15 protein-coding genes and 3 pseudogenes are annotated in these 19,087 nt (G+C 62.9%); 8 read left to right on the top strand and 10 right to left on the bottom strand.

Annotated elements, in window-relative coordinates; genetic code table 11:
* The first annotated feature begins 255 nt into the window (after positions 1 to 255).
* The 3 genes and pseudogenes from AC0V8S_RS04900 to holA all read left to right on the top strand — a co-directional run bounded on the left by AC0V8S_RS04900 (position 256) and on the right by holA (position 2,294).
* Complete coding sequence (locus tag AC0V8S_RS04900; protein WP_475437005.1) at positions 256 to 846, top strand: hypothetical protein; 591 nt, start codon at positions 256 to 258, stop codon at positions 844 to 846.
* 56 nt (positions 847 to 902) lie between these two features.
* A complete protein-coding gene (locus AC0V8S_RS04895) occupies positions 903 to 1,160 on the top strand; it encodes a hypothetical protein (protein ID WP_475437004.1) in 258 nt (85 codons plus the stop codon).
* An 89-nt stretch (positions 1,161 to 1,249) separates the two neighbouring features.
* Positions 1,250 to 2,294, top strand: a pseudogene (gene holA, locus AC0V8S_RS04890) (DNA polymerase III subunit delta).
* A 36-nt stretch (positions 2,295 to 2,330) separates the two neighbouring features.
* Here holA and AC0V8S_RS04885 read toward each other — a convergent pair.
* The 7 genes and pseudogenes from AC0V8S_RS04885 to mnmE all read right to left on the bottom strand — a co-directional run bounded on the left by AC0V8S_RS04885 (position 2,331) and on the right by mnmE (position 10,001).
* Positions 2,331 to 3,101, bottom strand: a complete 771-nt coding sequence (locus AC0V8S_RS04885) for a DUF2182 domain-containing protein (protein WP_475437003.1) — start codon at positions 3,099 to 3,101, stop codon at positions 2,331 to 2,333.
* Positions 3,102 to 3,145: 44 nt separating this feature from the next.
* Entirely contained in the window at positions 3,146 to 3,772 is a 627-nt protein-coding gene (locus AC0V8S_RS04880; RefSeq protein WP_475437002.1) for a DUF1326 domain-containing protein, read from the bottom strand.
* A gap of 252 nt (positions 3,773 to 4,024) precedes the next feature.
* The gene (locus tag AC0V8S_RS04875; protein WP_096451921.1) at positions 4,025 to 4,912 is read right to left on the bottom strand and encodes a ParB/RepB/Spo0J family partition protein; all 888 of its coding nucleotides are present in this window, start codon (positions 4,910 to 4,912) and stop codon (positions 4,025 to 4,027) included.
* Positions 4,913 to 4,977: 65 nt separating this feature from the next.
* Positions 4,978 to 5,778, bottom strand: coding sequence for a ParA family protein (locus AC0V8S_RS04870; protein ID WP_095202594.1), 801 nt, complete (start codon positions 5,776 to 5,778; stop codon positions 4,978 to 4,980).
* A 54-nt stretch (positions 5,779 to 5,832) separates the two neighbouring features.
* Positions 5,833 to 6,465 carry a 16S rRNA (guanine(527)-N(7))-methyltransferase RsmG gene (gene rsmG / locus AC0V8S_RS04865; RefSeq protein ID WP_475437001.1) on the bottom strand — a complete coding sequence of 211 codons (633 nt, stop codon included), beginning with the start codon at positions 6,463 to 6,465 and terminating at the stop codon, positions 5,833 to 5,835.
* Positions 6,462 to 8,334: pseudogene (gene mnmG / locus AC0V8S_RS04860) on the bottom strand (tRNA uridine-5-carboxymethylaminomethyl(34) synthesis enzyme MnmG). Before mnmG ends, rsmG begins: the two are co-directional and overlap by 4 nt.
* 335 nt (positions 8,335 to 8,669) lie before the next feature.
* Complete coding sequence (mnmE, locus tag AC0V8S_RS04855; protein WP_475437000.1) at positions 8,670 to 10,001, bottom strand: tRNA uridine-5-carboxymethylaminomethyl(34) synthesis GTPase MnmE; 1,332 nt, start codon at positions 9,999 to 10,001, stop codon at positions 8,670 to 8,672.
* 59 nt (positions 10,002 to 10,060) lie between these two features.
* Here mnmE and AC0V8S_RS04850 point away from each other — a divergent pair.
* A pseudogene (locus AC0V8S_RS04850) lies at positions 10,061 to 12,080 on the top strand (thioredoxin domain-containing protein).
* Positions 12,081 to 12,573: 493 nt separating this feature from the next.
* Here AC0V8S_RS04850 and rho read toward each other — a convergent pair.
* From rho to hemE, 3 genes are all read right to left on the bottom strand, one after another.
* Complete coding sequence (rho, locus tag AC0V8S_RS04845; RefSeq protein ID WP_095202590.1) at positions 12,574 to 13,839, bottom strand: transcription termination factor Rho; 1,266 nt, start codon at positions 13,837 to 13,839, stop codon at positions 12,574 to 12,576.
* Positions 13,840 to 14,001: 162 nt separating this feature from the next.
* The gene (gene hemJ, locus AC0V8S_RS04840) at positions 14,002 to 14,538 is read right to left on the bottom strand and encodes a protoporphyrinogen oxidase HemJ (protein WP_475436999.1); all 537 of its coding nucleotides are present in this window, start codon (positions 14,536 to 14,538) and stop codon (positions 14,002 to 14,004) included.
* Positions 14,538 to 15,569, bottom strand: a complete 1,032-nt coding sequence (hemE, locus tag AC0V8S_RS04835; protein ID WP_475436998.1) for a uroporphyrinogen decarboxylase — start codon at positions 15,567 to 15,569, stop codon at positions 14,538 to 14,540. The genes hemJ and hemE overlap by 1 nt, the downstream gene beginning before the upstream one ends.
* A 258-nt stretch (positions 15,570 to 15,827) precedes the next feature.
* Between hemE and AC0V8S_RS04830 the strand changes: the two genes are divergently transcribed.
* From AC0V8S_RS04830 to coaE, 4 genes are all read left to right on the top strand, one after another.
* Positions 15,828 to 16,796: a pyruvate, water dikinase regulatory protein gene (locus AC0V8S_RS04830; protein WP_475438576.1), complete on the top strand. Its 969-nt coding sequence runs from the start codon at positions 15,828 to 15,830 to the stop codon at positions 16,794 to 16,796.
* Between the two features lie 273 nt (positions 16,797 to 17,069).
* Positions 17,070 to 17,669 carry a Maf-like protein gene (locus AC0V8S_RS04825; RefSeq protein ID WP_475436997.1) on the top strand — a complete coding sequence of 200 codons (600 nt, stop codon included), beginning with the start codon at positions 17,070 to 17,072 and terminating at the stop codon, positions 17,667 to 17,669.
* Positions 17,662 to 18,504 carry a shikimate dehydrogenase gene (locus AC0V8S_RS04820; protein ID WP_475436996.1) on the top strand — a complete coding sequence of 281 codons (843 nt, stop codon included), beginning with the start codon at positions 17,662 to 17,664 and terminating at the stop codon, positions 18,502 to 18,504. Before AC0V8S_RS04825 ends, AC0V8S_RS04820 begins: the two co-directional genes overlap by 8 nt.
* The gene (coaE, locus tag AC0V8S_RS04815) at positions 18,501 to 19,082 is read left to right on the top strand and encodes a dephospho-CoA kinase (RefSeq protein WP_183464434.1); all 582 of its coding nucleotides are present in this window, start codon (positions 18,501 to 18,503) and stop codon (positions 19,080 to 19,082) included. Before AC0V8S_RS04820 ends, coaE begins: the two co-directional genes overlap by 4 nt.
* Positions 19,083 to 19,087: the final 5 nt, after the last annotated feature.

Below are 19,087 nucleotides of genomic sequence, written 5' to 3'. Positions count from 1 at the left end.
CGAACGGTTTGGTGGGCGCCAAGGTCGGCGAACTCGCGCCTTTCCTCTCCCCCGTCGACTGGAGGAGAGGTCTCGAGCGAAGCTCGACGGAGTGGGGGTCGACCTGGCTCGGGCGTGTCATTTCAAGCCGGTGCGATGCCTCGCCCTGAGGCTCCGCGGTGAATTGCCTTCGGCGGCGATGCGCCCCGGCAATTCAAGTTGCACCTCCCAACCCCCAAAACCTATCCTGATGGTATTGTTCGTGAGAGGAATAACATGGAAGGACGATCGACGGCTTTTGTCGCTTTGGCGATCGTGGCATTTCTGACCGGGCTCGGTCGACCGGCATTCGCCCAGTCGAAGTCAGACGATTGCATGAGCATTTTTTATCGTACGAAGGACGCTGCCTGCCTCGACCGTCTCGTCGCCACCCTGGACAATGCTCCGCCCCGGATCGACAATGGAGCGATCATCGGATTTTTCGCAGCGTTGTTTGACAGCGCGCCGGAGCTGCGTCGAAAACTGCTAGATGAAGTGCGTTCCGATCGCGCGGCTGAGTTCTATCTGGTCGCACTTCGCAGAGCTGGCCTGGCAGACGAAGTGCGTCGTTTCGCGTCGACCCGTAAGCTGGAGGATGCTGCACCAGCCGACGTCACGCCGCTGAGAACGGTGATGCCCGTCTTGGTCGCGCTGGACAATGATCTGCTGATTGGCGCCTACATGGCGACTGGAGACTTGTCCTACATCGATCATATTCTGGAAAATCTTCGAACCAGCCGTGACGGCATGGCTGCGGACGCGATCCGGATTGGTCTTGTCATGGGAAAGTTCGGGGCGCAGGGGCCCCGGGCCGCCGCAACATCATGATTATCGCTGCTTGCTGGAAATATGGATGCCCCGAGAGTCAGGCCTCCAAGGATATGATGCGTGCGCTAACGATGGCATCGGCTGTATGGGCCATAGGATCGCTGGCGAAGAACGACGTTGCGATCAAACAGGAGCTGGATCGGTTCTTTCAGAACGACTCTCGTTTGGCCGCCATTTTCGCAAAAGAGCAGAATGCCTTCACCAATTATCTGACCTTGGTGACCTTATGGACGGTCAAGAAGGACCAATCGCTCGACGCGGCATTGACAGACTACGAACGCCTCGGGGCTGCCGATAGCATGCTCAAGCCCTGACAGCCTCCTGCAACCCTCCGAGGACAAGAAATAGCGGCCGGCACCAAGGGCTTGTTCACCCGGCGCTCGTGGCATGCTAACCACCCACCATGGCACAGAAGAAAGCTTTCGAGGTCGATTCCTGGCTCGCGCGGCCTGACTCGCGCATCTCCATTGTCCTGCTCTACGGCCCCGACCGCGGTCTCGTTTCCGAGCGCGCAAAGGCCTTTGCCGAAAAGACCGGCCTGCCGCTCGACGATCCGTTCTCGGTGGTCCGGCTCGAGGGTTCGGAGGTCGATCGCGACGAGGGCCGCCTGCTCGACGAGGCCCGCACCGTGCCGATGTTTTCCGACAGGCGGCTGCTGTGGGTGCGCAATGCCACTGGTCAGAAGGCGCTGGCCGAGGACGTCAAGGCGCTGACAGCGGAACCCGCGCGCGACGCCATCATCCTGATCGAGGCCGGCGATCTCAAGAAGGGCGTCGGCCTGCGCGCCGTGGTCGAGGGCGCGGACAACGCCATGGCGCTGCCTTGCTACGCCGACGAGGCCCGAGACATCGACACGGTCATCGACGATGAGCTGCGCAAGGCCGGCATGTCGATGACGTTGGAGGCCAGACAAGCGCTGCGCCGCAATCTCGGCGGCGACCGGCTGGCTTCACGTGGCGAGATCGAAAAGCTCATCCTCTACGCTCACGGCCAGAAGGAGATCGGGCTGGAAGAAGTGAGAGCGATGTCAGGCGACGTGTCCGGCGCCTCGTTCGACGATGCCGTCGACGCGCTGCTCGAAGGCAAGGTCGGCGACTTCGACACCGCCTTCACCCGCCACTGCCAGTCCGGCGGCCCGCCCTTCCTGGTATTGTCTTCCGCCATGCGGCAATTGCAGCAGATCCAGATCATGCGCGGCCAGATGGAGTTCAGGCGGGCGCAACGCCGCGTCGGTCGTTGCCGGCGCGCGCCCGCCGGTTTTCTTCTCGCGGCGCAAACTGGTGGAGAAAGCGCTGGATCGCTGGAGCAGCGACGCGCTCAGCCGCGCGCTGACCCGGCTGCAAACCGCGGTGCTGCAGACCCGCAAACGGCCCGATCTGTCCGTCGCGCTGGCGCGTCAGGCGCTGCTCGGCATTGCGGTGGAAAGCGCGAGGCTGGGGCAAAGGTAGGAGAGCGATCCTCCGCTTTTCGGCGCCGCGCGCTGGTCAATTCATCATCATGGCGCCCGCTGGCTGGAAGGTTGGCAGCGCCTGCGGAAAGACCAGCACCGCCGCGCCGTAAAGCAGCAGAGCGACACCCGATACCTTTGCGATCCTATCCCCCGACGGCAGGGTCTTTTCCGCAAAGATCAGCAAGGTGACCACGGCCATTGCGGCGAGGTTCATGATGCCGAGCGGAAACAGGCCGAGAAACAAGAGCCAGCAGCAGCCCAGGCAGAAAAGTCCATGCTCCAGGCCCATGCGGACCGCGCCCCAGTAACCATCGCGCCACGAGGTCAGGATGAAGCCGATCGGCGTGCGGCATTTGGCCAGGCACAGATCTTTCAGGGGGGAGAGTCGATAAGCGCCGGCAATCATCAGCAGCGCGCCGCCGATGCGCGCGGCCGCCGCCGTCGACAACCCCACATGCCCGGCAAGCATCTCCGCACCCGCCGCACCGGCAAAGGCGACAACCCCCATCACGCCCCAAACCAGCATATACCCGGCCACGAACACCCAGCTCGAGACAAAGGTCTCGCCCCGGCCCTGTTTGCCGGCCTGGACCTGGTGAAACGTCAGAATCATCGGCGCCGCCGTCGGAAACATCATGGCAATCATCATGATCATCCAGACGGCAAGAAACAGCGGCGCCTGCATGCCCATGGTGAGTGAGTCCATGCGCATGTCGGCGTCCATGCCCATCCGCTGCCGGACAAGCAGGGTCCATGCCGCCGCGGCGATCGCGATCAGCAGCGCGAGAATGATGTATCGCTGCAACGTTTGCGCCTTGGACGAATACGTCCGTGCTATGCGGCCAATTTCTACTGCTGGCCGGACCAGTTGATCGGGGCGTAATGTCCGTTGCGGCGGGAATTGTCCCAGCTTATGCCATGGTCGCTGAATGTGCTGCCTTGCGACCCCATCGCCAGAGCGAGCCAGTCGGGATTGACGGGATGGCCGGTGGCCGCCCACATCTGCCCGTCCTCGCGCATGGTCGGCAGCGGCTCGACCGCCATATGCATGACGCCCGCAATCTCGGCCGACCGCTTCTTGCCGTCTATCCGGTAGTCTATCGGCACCTTCTTGGCGCCGAGGTTCGTGCCGATCATGGGTGCCAGCACCGCCATCGGGCCGCCCGCGGCACCAGTAAAGATGGCACCCAGCGCCTCGGTTTGCCTGTCATCGGCCCGTTCGTCGATATAGGCGGCGGCCGTCCAATTGCCGTCCGCCATCGGACCCGGCGTGTGAGCGACCATCGCGACACTGAGCCCGTCCAATCGGACGTCGCCGTAATTGCCCGTATCGATATGAAAGACCAGACCGACGTCGCAAACGCCTTTCGTCGGCTTCGATGTCAGCTGCGCATTGGTGGACAGTAGGCAGGGACAGACGACATCGCAGCTGCAATTTTCGAAGTAGCTTCCGGACAATTGCCAACGGACTGCCATTTGCACCTCCCACTTGCGTCAGGCGCGTCGGCATATCACTTTGGCGAGGCGGTGCCATTTCACGACTGTTGTAGGAATGGCAAACAGCTCTCGCCGCGACTGACCGGCACGCCAGGGCATTAATTTAAGCCATATCTAATCGAGGTTACGCCGTTGCCCGGTACTGTCAAGCCGCGGGCGCCAGGGCTGGCGACAGGGGCTTCTTCCTTCTCCCCTTGCGGGAGAAGGGAAGTCGATAAATTCGCCGGCTAACTACCGCTCCTGCTTCAATCTCCGGCACAGCTCATCCAGCTGCTCCAGCGAGCGATAGGACACCCGCAGCTCGCCGCCCTTGCCCTTGTGATCGATGGCCACGATCATGCCGATCGTGTCGGTCAGCAGCTTTTCCAGCGCCAGCGTGTCGGTGTCCTTTTCCGGCGCGGCCTGCGCCTGTTTTGGCTTGGCCGGCGTCGGGCCGGCCGGCATCTGCGCCAGCGCCTCGGCCTGGCGCACGGAAAGGCCTTCCTCGACGATGCGCTTGGCAAGGCCGGCCGGGTCCTCGGCCGTCACCAGCGTGCGGGCGTGGCCGGCCGACAGCGCGCCGTCGACCAGCATGTCGCGGATCACCTCCGGCAGCTTCAGCAGCCTGAGCGTGTTGGCGACATGGCTGCGGCTCTTGCCGATGACATTGCCGAGATCGGCCTGGGTGTAGCCGTGCTCGTCAATCAGCTGCTGGTAGCCCTGCGCCTCCTCGACCGCGTTGAGATCGGCGCGCTGGACGTTCTCGATGATCGCCAGCTCGAGCGCCGTGCGGTCATTGACCTCGCGGATGATGACCGGGATCTCGTTCAGACCGGCGCGCTGCGCCGCCCGCCAGCGCCGCTCGCCGGCGATGATCTCGTAGCGGCCCGCCTGCGTCGGCGACGGCCGCGCCACCACCGGCTGCACCACGCCATGTTCGCGGATCGACTGGGCGAGGTCGGTCAATTCGGCGTCGCCAAAATGCCGGCGTGGGTTTTTCGGGTTCGGGCTGAGGAACTCGATCGGCACCTTGCCGTCGGCGCTCATGCCGGGCTTTTCCGGTGCCGCCGGGCGATCGATCTCGCCGATCAGTGCTGCCAGCCCACGGCCCAGTCTTTTCCTCGAAAGGTCTTCGCTCATGTCTATTCCAAGTTCGTCAGATCGTTTCGGTATCGAATCGGCTGTTAATCATGCATCCGGTCTAATCAAGCGGCGCGCAATTTGCGCTCGCGGCGGATCACTTCCGAGGCCAGCTGCAGATAGGCCTGGCTTCCAGAACACTTCAAATCATAGAGGATCGCGGGCTTGCCGTAGGATGGCGCTTCCGACACCCGCACATTGCGCGGAATGATGGTCTCGTAGACCTTGTCGCCCATATGCTGGCGGACATCCTGCACCACCTGGTTGGCGAGATTGTTGCGGCCGTCATACATGGTCAGCACGATGCCCTGGATGGTGAGGTCCGGATTGATCGAGCGGCGCACCTGCTCGACGGTTTCCAGCAACTGGCTCAAGCCTTCGAGCGCGAAGAACTCGCATTGCAGTGGCACCAGCACCGAATCGGCCGCCGCCATCGAATTGAGCGTGAGAAGATTGAGCGACGGCGGGCAGTCGATCAGCACATAGCCGAAGCCGGCTGCACGCGCCGTTGCGGCATTCAAGGCATTGCGCAGCCGCAGCACGCGGTCGGGCGCCGAGGCGATCTCCATTTCGATGCCAAGCAGATCGAGCGTCGACGGCACGATCGACAGGCCCGGCACCGCGGTCGGGATGGCCGCGGCCTCCAGCTCCAATTCGCCGGTCAGAACGTCATAGGAAGAGACGGTGCGGTCCTTGCGGTCGATGCCGAGGCCGGTGCTGGCGTTGCCTTGCGGATCAAGGTCGACGATCAGCACCTTTTCGCCGATCGCGGCCAAAGCGGTGGCCAGATTGATGGCGGTGGTGGTCTTGCCGACCCCGCCCTTCTGGTTGGCTACGGTGATGATTCGGGGGCCGTTTTTCATCATGGGTTTATGCCAGAAATTCATTTTTGGGTCGCCAAATAGCCCGACAGATCGGGATCAGACAGGTCGCAGGTCAGACAGTTCCAGGATGACGCCATGGGGGTCCGTCACACTGGGATGTTCTACCAGATCAAAGGCCCATCGGTTAACGCTTTCTTGCACTTCGGCGCGATAATCCCGGCCTTTGTGGAACAGCCCGCGCGCGCCTGAGGTCAGCCACGGCGCCGACAGATCCAACAGGACCGAAAGCGAGGCCAGAGCCCGTGCCGTGACGATTTGTGGCGCAGGAACAAGCGCATGGCTGTCCTCGATGCGGCGCGCCACGACCCGCGCCGGCAGGCTGAACTGGCCAATGACGGTCTGCAGGAACGACGCCTTTTTGCGGTTGCTTTCCACCAGATCGATGCTGGCTCCCGGACGGTCGGCGAGCAGGAAAGCCATGACCAGGCCCGGAAATCCGCCGCCCGAACCAATGTCGACCCAACGTGTGGCATTGGGCTCTATGCGCGCCAGTTGCGCGCTGTCGAGGATGTGGCGCTGCCAGACATCGCCTGCGGTCGACTGCGCCACGAGATTGATGCTGCGATTCCATTTCTGGAACATGGCTTCAAACGCCACCAGGCGATCGAATGTTTCACGTGAAACCGGGCCGGCCGCGCCCTGCAGGCTCTCTAGGGAGAAAGAACTCACGCAACGTCTCTCTGCGCACTTTCATAATGCCGGACATGCGCAACAATGATCGCCAATGCCGCCGGCGTCATGCCCTCCATGCGCTGCGCATCGGCAATGGAACGCGGCCGCCGCGCCTGCATCTTCTGCTTCAGTTCGTTGGACAGGCCGGGCACGCCGGCGAAGTCGATGGTCTCGGGGATCAGGCGGCTCTCCTCGTGACGGATCTGCGCCACATCGCTCTTCTGCCGATCGAGATAGACCGAATATTTCGCCTCCGTTTTCGAGCCGCTCCGCGGTCTTGCCATCGATCGCAGCAAACTTCGGCTCGACCCTGGCCAGCCAGGCGACATCGACATCGGGATAGGCCAGCAACTCGTAGCCGGAGCGCCGCACGCCGTCGCGGTTGATCTCCAGCCCGTGCCGCGCCGCTTCATTGGGCGTCATCGCCAGCGACTTCGCCAGCTCCCGCGCCGCGTCGAGCCGCTGCATGACATCACCATAGCGCCGCATGCGTTGCGCCGAGGCGATCCCCAGCTTCTCCGCGAGCGGCGTCAGCCGCTCATCAGCATTGTCGGCGCGCAGCGACAGCCGGAATTCGGCGCGCGAGGTGAACATGCGATAGGGTTCGCTGATGCCGCGGCTGGTCAAATCGTCGACCATCACGCCGATATAGGCTTCTGTGCGGCTGAGCACGATCTGCTCGCCGCCTGACGCGCGCCGCGCCGCGTTGAGCCCAGCGAGCAGGCCTTGGCCCGCAGCTTCCTCATAGCCGGTGGTGCCGTTGATCTGCCCGGCGAGGAACAGGCCGCCGACGCGCTTGGTCTCCAATGTCTGGTGGAGCTCACGCGGATCGACATGATCATATTCAATGGCATAGCCGGGCTGCAACATCACAGCATGCTCCAGCCCGGGAATGGTCTTCAGGATGTCGAGCTGCACATCTTCAGGCAGCGAGGTCGAAATCCCGTTGGGATAGACGGTGTCGTCGTCCAGCCCTTCCGGCTCGAGAAAGATCTGATGGCCGTCCCGGTCGCCGAACTTGACGATCTTGTCCTCGATCGACGGGCAATAGCGCGGGCCAACGCCTTCGATCGAGCCGGAATACATAGCGGAGCGGCCGAGATTGGCGCGGATCAGATCATGCGTGGCCGTTGTCGTGCGCGTGATGCCACAGTCGATCTGCGGTGTGTCGATGCGGTCGGTCATCAGCGAGAACGGCACGGGATCTTCATCCGCCGCCTGGCTCTCGAGCGACGCCCAGTCGATGGTCTTTCCGTCCAGCCGCGGCGGCGTGCCGGTTTTCAGGCGGCCGAGCTTGAAGCCCGCGCGGGCCATAGTCGCCGACAGACCAAGACTTGCCTGCTCGTTCATGCGGCCAGCGACGATCTTCTTCTCGCCAATATGAATGAGGCCGCGCAGGAAGGTCCCGGTGGTCAGCACCACGGCGCCGCAAGCAAGCCTGCGGCCGTCGGCCAGGAGAACAGCGGCGATCCGTCCTTCGACGATCTCGAAATCCAGAACCTCGGCCTCGACGACATCGAGATCGTTCTGCTGCCGAATCGCTTCCTGCATCGCCAGGCGATAGAGCTTCCTGTCGGCCTGCGTGCGTGGCCCGCGCACCGCCGGGCCCTTGCGCCGATTGAGCAAACGGAACTGAATCCCGGCCGCATCCGCCACCCGGCCCATCAGCCCGTCCATGGCATCGATCTCGCGCACCAGATGGCCCTTGCCGAGCCCGCCGATCGCCGGATTGCAGGACATCACGCCGATCGTGTCGAAACGCAAAGTCACCAGCGCGGTTTTGGCGCCGGCGCGCGCGGCAGCACTGGCCGCCTCGCACCCCGCATGGCCGCCGCCCACCACAACCACATCATAGTGATCGGTCATTTCAAATTTCCTGGACTCAAAAGAGATTGAGGGACACATGTCCCCGCAGGACCAAGCTGTCAAGAAAACTTCGCGACAAGTTTCACGTGAAACAGGGTGAGAGGCACGTCCGGCCATGTTTCACGTGAGTCAAGGCCGCTGTGATTGTTTCACGTGAGTCACGGCGGCCGTGGGCTGCCGAGGCCAACTTCGTCATCCACGGGCGGAGCACGAGCGAAGCGGCGCGGAGCAGACCCGCGGATGACGAAGTTGGTTGATGTCATCGCTAATACACAAGGCATGCATCCAGCCCCGAACAAGGGCTCATGCTCGACCAAGTCATTGTTTCACGTGAATCATTTCCCGATGCAGAACTGCCCGAAAATCACGTCGAGCATATCCTCGACATCAATCGCGCCAACGATTCGGCCGAGGCTCTCCGCCGCCAGCCGCAACTCTTCGGCGCGCAATTCCTGGCCAGCGGCGCCGTCATCGGCGGCGCGAAGCAGATGGCGATTCGCCTCGCCGAGCAGTTCGACATGACGCAGGCGGGACGGCAGGATATCTCCAACGGTGCCTGCCGCATCCGCCGCTCGTCGACCGATCTCCGCCAGCAGCACCTCCACGCCGACCCCGCTTACAACGGAAATGACGACGTCATATCGAGCCTCCGCATCCTGAACCGTCTGCGGATCCAAAAGATCGAGCTTGGTGCCGACCCGCAAGAGGGGTGCCTTGCCCGGCAGCGGGCCAATATCCCCGGGAGACAAACTATCTTCCAGCAGCAGCAGGAGATCGGCGCGATTAGCCTTGGCCCGTGCCTTCTCGATGCCGATCGCCTCGACCTTCCCCGGCGCGTCGCGCAACCCGGCCGTATCCGTCAGCCTGACACGCAGCCCGCCGAGGTCCAGCGTCACCTCGAGCAAGTCACGGGTCGTGCCGGGCTCATCCGTTACAATAGCTGCATCGCGCCGCGCCAAGGCGTTGAACAGACTCGACTTGCCGGCATTCGGCGCGCCCAAAATCACGACCTCGAAGCCGTCGCGGATAATCTCGGCGGCGTGAAATCCGGCGATGTGGCGATCGATCTCGCCGATCATCGCTCTCACATCCGACCAAACCGTATCCGAAACGGAACCGGGCACGTCATCCTCATCGGCAAAGTCGATCTCCGCCTCGATCATGGCCCGCGCATGGATCAGCCGGCGGCGCCAGCTAGTGTAGAGATCACTCTGGACGCCCTCCGCATTCTGGACGGCAAAGCGCCGCTGCGCCTCGGTCTCGGCATTGACCAGATCCGCCAGCGCTTCGGTCTCGACCAGGTCGAGTTTCCCGTTGAGAAAGGCGCGGCGCGTGAATTCGCCGGGTTCGGCGTGCCTGACGCCGTCGAAACCACTGATGATCTCCAGCATCCTGGCCACCACGGCGCGTCCGCCATGGACATGGAATTCAGCGACATCCTCACCGGTGAAGCTCGCTGGACCGGGAAAGAAGACAACCAGGCCGCTGTCCAGCACGGTTCCATCCGGCGCCTTGAACTTGCGCAGAACCGCCGCGCGCGCCTTAACCATGCTGCCTGCAATCGTTTCGACCACGAATCGAGTCTGCGGACCGGAAATACGCAGCACGGCAACGCCGGCCGGAAGCCGGCCGCTCGATAGTGCAACGATCGAATCGCCTGAAATCATTTGCCCGCTCTGTTGAACCGCCCTAGCCTCGCGCCTTCAAACAACCCGAGTTGCTCATTGTGACATTGCCCGCGCAAAACCTGCTCGCCGAAGAGGCCAGCCCCTATCTGCAGCAGCACAGCCGCAATCCCGTCCATTGGCGGGCCTGGTCGCCGGCATCGCTCGAAGAAGCAAGGACGCTCGATCGCCCCATCCTGCTCTCCGTCGGCTATGCCGCCTGCCACTGGTGCCATGTCATGGCGCACGAAAGCTTCGAGAATGACGGCGTCGCCGCCGTCATGAACCGTCTGTTCGTCAATATCAAGGTCGACCGCGAGGAGCGCCCGGACATCGACCAGATCTATATGGCCGCACTCTCCTCGCTGGGCGAGCAAGGCGGCTGGCCGCTGACCATGTTCCTGACGCCGGACGGCAAGCCATTCTGGGGCGGCACCTATTTTCCACGTGAGGGGCGCTATGGCCGGCCTGGATTCATCCAAGTAATGGAAGCGGTCGACAAGGCGTGGCGCGAGAAGCGCGCCAGCCTGCATCAAAGCGCCGACGGCTTGACCTCCCACGTCGAGGCGCGTCTCTCCGGCACGCATGCCAAGCAGAGCCTGGACCGCGGCACGCTCACCGACCTCGCCGGCCGCATCGACGGCATGATCGACCGCGATCTTGGCGGCCTGCGCGGCGCGCCGAAATTCCCCAACGCGCCATTCATGCTGACGCTGTGGCTGTCCTGGCTGCGCGACGGCAACGCCACGCATCGCGACGACGTGCTTGTCAGCCTCGAACATATGCTGAGCGGCGGCATCTATGACCACATTGGCGGCGGGCTCAGCCGCTACTCGACCGATGCCGAATGGCTGGTGCCGCATTTCGAGAAGATGCTCTACGACAATGCGGAGCTGATCCGCTTCTGCACCTGGGCCTTTTCGGCGAGCGGCAATGATTTGTTCCGGGTACGAATCGGAAGAGACCGTCGACTGGCTGCTGCGCGAAATGCGCGTCGACGGAGGTGCCTTCGCTGCCAGCCTCGACGCCGACAGCGATGGTGAGGAGGGTCTTTTCTACACCTGGAGCAGACAAGAGATCGAAGCCGTCCTTGGGGACGATTCAGCCTTGTTTTTCAAATACTTCACGCTTTCCAGCCCGCATGGCTGGGAAGGCAAGCCGGTGGTCCATCAAACCCGCGCCCAACAGGCCCAGGGCGTAGCCGATCGCGACAAACTCATCCCGCTCAAGGTAAGACTTCTCACTGCCCGGGAAGAGCGGGTCAGGCCGGGTCTGGATGCAAAGACCCTCACCGACTGGAACGGCCTGATGATCGCGGCACTTGCCGAGGCCGGCCGCTCGCTGCGCCGGCCCGACTGGATCGAGGCCGCGGCCAAGGCTTTTGCTCATATCAGCGGTTCCATGCGAGACGGCCGCTTGCCGCATTCCATGCTCGGCGCCAGGAAATTGTTCCCCGCTCTGTCGATCGACTATGCCGCCATGGCCAATGCGGCGATCGCGCTGTTCGAGGCATCAGGTGATTGGAGCTATATCGACCAGGCGAAGCAGTTCATCGAACAGCTCGACCATTGGCACGCCGACGCCGCCGGCACAGGCTATTATCTGACCGCATCGGACAGCACCGACGTGCCGATCCGCATCCGAGGCGATGTCGACGAAGCCATTTCCTCGGCCACCAGCCAGATCATCCAGGCGCTGGTGCGGCTCGCTTCGGTTACCGGCGACCTCGACCTCGGGGAAAAAGCCTGGAAGATTGCCGAGCACGCGGCAGGCCGCGCGGCGCATCAGGCCTATGGCCAGGCGGGCATCGTCAATGCATGCTCGCTGGCGATCGAGCCGCTGAAACTGGTCATCGTGGACAGTCTGGATGATCCAAAGCTCATTCCGGTTGCGAATCGATGCCCCGACCCGCGTCGAGTCGACATTGTTGTCGCAATCGGTTCGGAAACGAATCGACCCTTGCTGCCTGGGGGGATTCTACCGCCGACGGAGAAGATGGGTGCCTGGCTTTGTACCGGGCAGGTGTGTTTGCCTGTGGTGACGGATGCAGGAGAGTTGGAGCGGTTGTTGAGTCGAGGCTAGAAGAGCCGGAAGGCTACGCCGACGGCCCGTTGCTTCACATACCAAGCGTCAGCGCTGCCCCGCATGCAGCTTGGCGCATGCATTGTCTTATGCTGCGCTGGTCGACCCCCACTCCGTCTCGGCTTCGCCGAGCCACCTCTCCCCCGATCGACGGGGCAGAGGAAGGGCCTGAGCCTATTGCCGTCAGCGCTTTTCCAATGAGGCTCCCTTCCTTTCCCTCCGGAGGGGGGAAAGGTGGCGCTGCGAAGCAGCGACGGATTGGGGGAACCACGTGGCAATCAAGCCCCCGGGCTGATCAGTCACGTCAAAGAAAATGTGCGCATAGCGCAGCCGCTTCGCGGGGAGAAATGCCCGGCAGGGCAATGAGGGGCGGCGCCGACTTGGGCAACTTGCCGCCACGGTAATGCAGACCTAACCCCAGGCAATGAAAAACCCCATCCCGGTTTCCCGGAACGGGGTTTCAATTCGCAGGCCGGAAAGGTTCGGCTAGACCCTACGTGTTCATCGAATCGAAGAAATCGCCGTTGGTCTTGGTCTGCTTCAGCTTGTCGATGAGGAACTCGATCGCGTCGGTGGTCCCCATTGGCGCCAGGATGCGGCGCAGCACGAAGATCTTCTGCAGGTCCGAGCGCGGAACCAGCAGGTCTTCCTTGCGGGTACCGGACTTCAGGATATCCATGGCCGGATAGATACGCTTGTCGGCGACCTTGCGGTCGAGCACGATTTCCGAATTGCCGGTGCCCTTGAACTCTTCGAAGATGACTTCGTCCATGCGGCTGCCGGTATCGATCAGCGCGGTGGCGATGATGGTCAGCGAACCGCCTTCCTCGATGTTACGCGCCGCACCGAAGAAGCGCTTCGGCCGCTGCAGCGCGTTAGCATCGACACCGCCGGTCAGCACCTTGCCGGAGGACGGCACCACGGTGTTGTAGGCGCGGCCGAGGCGGGTGATGGAATCGAGCAGGATGACGACGTCGCGGCCATGCTCGACCAGGCGCTTGGCCTTTTCGATGACCATTTCAGCGACCTGGACGTGGCGCACCGCTGGTTCGTCGAAGGTCGAGGACACGACCTCGCCCTTCACCGAGCGCTGCATGTCGGTCACTTCTTCCGGCCGCTCGTCGATCAAAAGCACGATCAGATAGCATTCGGGATGGTTGGTGGTGATGGAGTGGGCGATGTTTTGCAGCAGCACCGTCTTACCGGTACGCGGCTGCGCCACGATCAGAGCGCGCTGGCCCTTGCCGAGCGGCGCCACCAAGTCGATGACGCGCGGCGAAATATCCTTGGAGGTCGGAACCTCCATTTCCATCTTCAGCCGCGACGTCGGATAGAGCGGCGTCAGATTGTCGAAGTGGATCTTGTGACGGATCTTCTCGGGATCGTCGAAATTGATGGTGTTGACCTTGAGCAGCGCGAAATAGCGCTCGCCCTCCTTCGGGCTGCGGATCGGTCCTTCGACCGTATCGCCGGTTTTCAGCGAAAAGCGCCGGATCTGCGACGGCGAAATATAGATGTCGTCGGGACCTGGCAGATAGTTGGCATTGGCCGAGCGCAGGAAGCCGAACCCGTCCTGGAGCACCTCGACCACGCCATCGCCGATGATCTCGACGTCCTGGGCGGCCAGCTTCTTCAGGATCGCGAACATCAGCTCCTGCTTGCGCATGACGCTGGCGTTCTCGACCTCGAGCGATTCGGCATAAGCGATCAGCTCTGGCGGCTTCTTGTTCTTGAATTCGGTAAGTTTCATTTCTTGCATAGACGGACTCTGGGTGAGCTTTGGGAAAAATATCGGCGGGATGCGACAAATGCCGGGCGCGGCCAAAAACAATGAAGGGCGGCGCATGACGGGAAGGAAGACCCGTCTTTTATCGTCGGTCGGGTGAAAGAGCAAGCCGCGTTTTACGAGGCCTGATCGGCCTCAGAACGGCTTGACGACAACCAGGATCACAATAGCAATCATCAGCAATGTGGGGATCTCGTTGACGATCCGCCAGTGCTTCGCGGGCTTTTCATTGCGGTCCTCGGCGAATTTGCGCACCGCGCCGGCGAGATAGCCGTGAACGGCGGACAACAGAAGCACCAGGCCGATCTTGGCGTGCAGCCAGCCGCCGTGGAATCCAAACACTTTCCAGGCAAGCCAAAGCCCGAACACCCAGGTGACGATCATCGCCGGATTGATGATGCCGCGCAGCAGGCGCCGCTCCATCACCTTGAAGGTCTCCGACTGCACGGAGCCCTTCTCGGCATCGACGTGATAGACGAACAGGCGCGGCAGATAGAGCATGCCGGCCATCCAGGAAATGACGGCCAGGATATGGATCGCCTTTGCCCAGGGATAGAAACTGTCCGGTGCGATAAAAAACAGAAGCGCCGTCGCCACGATCAGCACAACGATGCCGACGACCATGCGCATCATTGCCTGACCCGTGCTGTTTGTGTCGTTCATCTGAGCCATCAGCGCGTCGCGCTCCGAACCTGTTTCACCATCGCCTCGACATGGGCGATCGGCGTCTCCGGCGTGATGCCGTGGCCGAGATTGAAGATCAGCGGTCCGTCACCCAGCACCTTCAAGATCGTCTCGACACCATCGGATAGCGCTTTGCCGCCAGCCACAAGGCGCAAGGGATCGAGATTGCCCTGGACGGCACCCGAACGCTGCAAATCCTTCGCCGCCGCCAGCGGCACCGTCCAGTCGATCCCCAAGCCCGTCACGCCGGTCTTCTGGCGATAGGTTCGGTAGCGCGCGCCGGCGCCCTTGGGAAATCCGATGATCGGCACATCGGGATGGACGGCGCGAACCTGCCTGACGATCTCGGCCACCGGCCAGACGCAAAACTCGTCGAACGACGCATCGTCGAGCACGCCGGACCAGGAATCGAAAATCTGCACGACATCCGCGCCGGCTTCAATCTGCCGGATCAGATACGCAGCCGAATGGTCGGCCAGCACTTTCAGCAGCTGTTCGAACGCCTCCGGCTCGCGATAGGCGAACAGCCGCGCCGGCCCCTGGTCTGGCGTGCCATGGCCGGCAATCATATAGGTCGCCACCGTCCATGGCGCGCCGCAGAAGCCGATCAGTGTGGTTTCGTCGGGCAGTTTGGCCCGCAACCGGCGAACCGTCTCATAGACCGGTTCGAGATTCACGTGAAACACATCGCTTTCCAGAGCCGCAATCTCGGCCACGGAAATCGGCGTCAAAAGCGGTCCTCTTCCCTCTTCGAAGCGAACGTCGCGGCCAAGCGCATGCGGAACAACAAGGATGTCGGAGAACAGGATCGATGCGTCGAAGCCGAAGCGCTCGATCGGCTGCAGCGTCACTTCCACCGCAAGGTCGGGATCGTAGCAGAGGTCGAGGAACGAACCGGCGCGCCTGCGCGTCTCACGATACTCCGGCAGATAACGCCCGGCCTGACGCATCATCCAGAGCGGAGGCGGAAAATGAGCCTCGCCCTTGAGGACGTCCAGCATGATCCGGCTTTTGGGCATTGAGCGTTCGCCTCTCCCAGCCTGCCTATAATCTTAAAAATTCTTATATCTAAGATTCTTCTGATTCTAAGAGTCTGTTGGTTGTGGTGGTTGTCACCTGTCCCGCTTTGCCCCGAAAAACACCAGCAAGCATATTGTCGCGTGCTTCGTTCTCCCGGATGTAGGGTTCTGGGGATAGTTCGGAATCCGCCACTGGAGTCAAAGCCTTAGGATGCTCCGGGAAAAGTCGACCCTGTGGACGGAAGCAGGGCAAGAAAACTGGTCCCCAGACTTGTCCCCAGCCGCCCGACGAAGCTGACAGCACAGCGAATTGTGGACAAACTGCCATCTGATACAGTCGCCTCCGACCGGCCTCTCTTTCTGTCCCGGTTTATCCACACAAGCCCACAGCCCCAGGTGATCCCTGTGAACAAACCCCAGAGCTTCTTTCACCTGCACCTGATTTCCGACGCGACCGGCGAAACGCTGCTCGCCGCCGGGCGGGCAGCTTCGGCGCAATACAAGGACGCGCGTGCCATCGAGCACATCTATCCGCTCATCCGCACCGAAAAGCAGGTGGCCAAGGTGTTCGAGGATATTGAGGAGGAGCCGGGCATCATCCTCTATACGGTCGTCGACCAGAAGCTGGCGCGCGGCATTGACGAGCGCTGTGCCACCATGGGCCTGCCCTGTGTGTCGGTGCTGGAGCCGGTGCTCACCGTCTTCCAGTCCTATCTCGGCACGCCGGCCGGCCGCCGCGTCGGCGCCCAGCATGTTCTCGACGCCGAATATTTCCGCCGTATCGATGCGCTCAACTTCACCATGGAGCATGATGACGGCCAGCTGCCGGCCAATATGGACGATGCCGACATCGTGCTGATCGGCATTTCGCGGACGTCGAAGACGCCGACCAGCATCTATCTCGCCAACCGCGGCATCAAGACCGCCAACATCCCGATCGTGCTTGGCGTGCCGGTGCCGGAAAGCTTGGTCAGCGCGTCCAAGCCGCTGATCGTCGGGCTGATCGCCACCGCCGAGCGCATCTCGCATGTCCGGCAAAACCGCGTCCTCGGCAACAGCAGCACCTACGAGGCATCGGACTATGTCGACCGCGCGGCCATCACCGAGGAGCTCGCCTACGCCCGCCAGATCTGCACGCGCCACGGCTGGCCGATGATCGACGTCAGCCGCCGCTCGATCGAGGAAACGGCGGCGGCCATCGTTGCCCTGCGGGGGAAGAACAGGTAAAATGTCGCGATCCTTCACGCGCGCTTTCATCTGTTGCAAGAAGGTCGCGCCCAGTCGACCCGACCCCTCTGGCCTGCCGGCCACTCCCCCTCAAGGAGGGAGATCAAGCGCTTCATTGCTTTCGCCAACTTTCAACGTTGCAAGTATGGCGAGGCGCCGAAGCTGCCGATCTCCCCCCTTGAGGGGGAGATGGCCGGCAGGCCAGAGGGGGTCGGTTCGACCGGACGCGACCTCCCTGCCGCAATTAACGGCGATCAACCAGGCACACAGGCCATGACCGAAAAAATCATCCTCGCCTCAGGCAGTCCGTTCCGCAAGGCGATGCTTCTCAATGCCGGCATCGACGTCGAAGCCGTCCCGGCGGATGTCGACGAGCGCGCGCTCGAGGCGCCGTTGCAGCATAGCGGCGTTTCGCCCGAGGATGTCGCGCTGGTGCTGGCCGAGGCAAAGGCCACCGAGGTGAGCGAGCGCCGGCCAGGCGCCTTGGTGCTCGGCTGCGATCAGACGCTGTCGCTCGGCGACGAGGTGTTCCACAAGCCGGCCGACATGGAAGGCGCGCGCCGCCATCTGCTGGCGCTGTCGGGCAAGACCCATCAGCTCAACAGCGCTGCCGTTCTGGTGCGCGACGGCAAGGTGCTGTGGCGCTATGTCGGCATCGCCGGCATGACCATGCGCAAGCTCGACCCAGGCTTCATCGGCCGCCATCTCGCGCGTGTCGGCGCCAAGGCTCTGACCAGCGTCGGCGCCTACCAGATCGAGGGCGAAGGCATCCAGCTGTTCGAGAACATCGAAGGCGATCATTTCACCATTGTCGGCCTGCCGCTTTTGCCGCTGCTGGCGGAACTGCGCACGCTGGGAGCCATCGATGGTTGAGGCGTCAAAAAAAGCCTTCGTCACCGGCCATCCGATCAAGCATTCGCGCTCGCCGAAGATCCATGGCCACTGGCTGGCAAAACACGGCATCGACGGCAGCTACGAGGCGATCGATGTGGCGCCGCAGGATTTTGCCGACTTCATCGGCACTTTGCAGGCAAACGGGTTTCGCGGCGGCAATGTCACCATTCCGCACAAGGAAGCCGCCTTCGCGCTTGCTCATCGCCGCGACCAGGCGGCCGGAGAGATCGGCGCCGTCAACACGCTGTGGTTCGAGGACGGTGTCTTGTGGGGCGGCAACACCGATGGCCACGGCTTCGCCGCCAACCTTGATGATTACGCGACGGGCTGGGCGAATACTGGCCCCGCGGTCGTGCTCGGCGCCGGCGGCGCATCCCGCGCCGTCATCCAGGCGCTGAAGCAGCGCGGTGTCAGTGACATCCGCATCGTCAACCGCACGCTCGCCCGGGCGCAGGAATTGCGCGATCGTTTCGGCGCCGGCGTCTCGGCGCATGGCACGGCGGCGACCAACGAATTGCTGGCCGATGCCGGCCTGCTGGTCAACACCACCGCGCTCGGCATGGTCAGCAATGAAGGCCTCGCCGCCGATCCGGCTTTGCTGCCCGACCACGCCATCGTCACCGACCTCGTCTATGTGCCGCTCGAAACCCCGCTGCTCGCCGCCGCGCGCGCCAGGGGGCTGAGGACGGTCGACGGCCTCGGCATGCTGCTCAATCAGGCCGTGCCCGGCTTCGAACACTGGTTCGGTGTCCGGCCGCAAGTCACGGCTGAGCTGCGCGCGATCATCGTTGCCGATCTGGTGCCGAAACCATGATCGTGCTCGGCCTCACCGGCTCGATCGGCATGGGCAAATCGACGACGGCAAAAATGTTTGCCGAGGCCGGCGTGCCGGTCCACGATTCCGACGAGGCTGTGCATCGGCTTTATTCGGGTGTGGCTGCCCCTTTGGTCGAGGCCGCCTTTCCCGGAACGACCGTTGCCGGCGTGGTCGACCGCGCCAAGCTTGGCGCGCGTGTGCTCGGCGATGCCGCCGCGTTGAAGCGGCTGGAAACCATCATCCATCCGCTGGTCCGCGCCGACGCTGACGCCTTCCTGGCCAGGCATCGTACCGCCGGCGAATCGATCGCCGTGCTCGACATCCCGCTGCTCTTCGAAACCGGCGGCCGTGGCCGCGTCGACAAGGTCGTCGTCGTCACTGCGCCCGCCGAAGTCCAGCGCCAGCGCGTGCTGGCGCGGCCGGGCATGACCGAGGAAAAGCTGGCGGCGATCCTGGCCAAGCAGGTGCCGGATGAGGAGAAACGCAGGCTGGCGGATTTCGTCATCGACACCGGTCAGGGTCTGGATGCGGCGCGGGCGCGGGTCAAGGCGATCGTTGGGGAACTCTCGCGCTGACGCTT

The sequence above is a fragment of the Mesorhizobium oxytropidicola genome, assembly GCF_056174625.1.
This window is presented reverse-complemented; position numbering and strand designations above follow the sequence as displayed.

Bases quoted from the DNA above. Each gene is read 5' to 3' on its own strand.
- AC0V8S_RS04870 (WP_095202594.1), bottom strand. From the start codon at position 5,778: ATGATGAAAAACGGCCCCCGAATCATCACCGTAGCCAACCAGAAGGGC.
- hemJ (WP_475436999.1), bottom strand. From the start codon at position 14,538: ATGGCTCAGATGAACGACACAAACAGCACGGGTCAGGCAATGATGCGC.
- coaE (WP_183464434.1), top strand. From the start codon at position 18,501: ATGATCGTGCTCGGCCTCACCGGCTCGATCGGCATGGGCAAATCGACG.
- hemE (WP_475436998.1), bottom strand. From the start codon at position 15,569: ATGCCCAAAAGCCGGATCATGCTGGACGTCCTCAAGGGCGAGGCTCAT.
- AC0V8S_RS04895 (WP_475437004.1), top strand. From the start codon at position 903: ATGCGTGCGCTAACGATGGCATCGGCTGTATGGGCCATAGGATCGCTG.
- mnmE (WP_475437000.1), bottom strand. From the start codon at position 10,001: ATGATTTCAGGCGATTCGATCGTTGCACTATCGAGCGGCCGGCTTCCG.
- rho (WP_095202590.1), bottom strand. From the start codon at position 13,839: ATGCAAGAAATGAAACTTACCGAATTCAAGAACAAGAAGCCGCCAGAG.
- AC0V8S_RS04820 (WP_475436996.1), top strand. From the start codon at position 17,662: ATGGTTGAGGCGTCAAAAAAAGCCTTCGTCACCGGCCATCCGATCAAG.
- AC0V8S_RS04825 (WP_475436997.1), top strand. From the start codon at position 17,070: ATGACCGAAAAAATCATCCTCGCCTCAGGCAGTCCGTTCCGCAAGGCG.
- AC0V8S_RS04875 (WP_096451921.1), bottom strand. From the start codon at position 4,912: ATGAGCGAAGACCTTTCGAGGAAAAGACTGGGCCGTGGGCTGGCAGCA.
- AC0V8S_RS04900 (WP_475437005.1), top strand. From the start codon at position 256: ATGGAAGGACGATCGACGGCTTTTGTCGCTTTGGCGATCGTGGCATTT.
- AC0V8S_RS04880 (WP_475437002.1), bottom strand. From the start codon at position 3,772: ATGGCAGTCCGTTGGCAATTGTCCGGAAGCTACTTCGAAAATTGCAGC.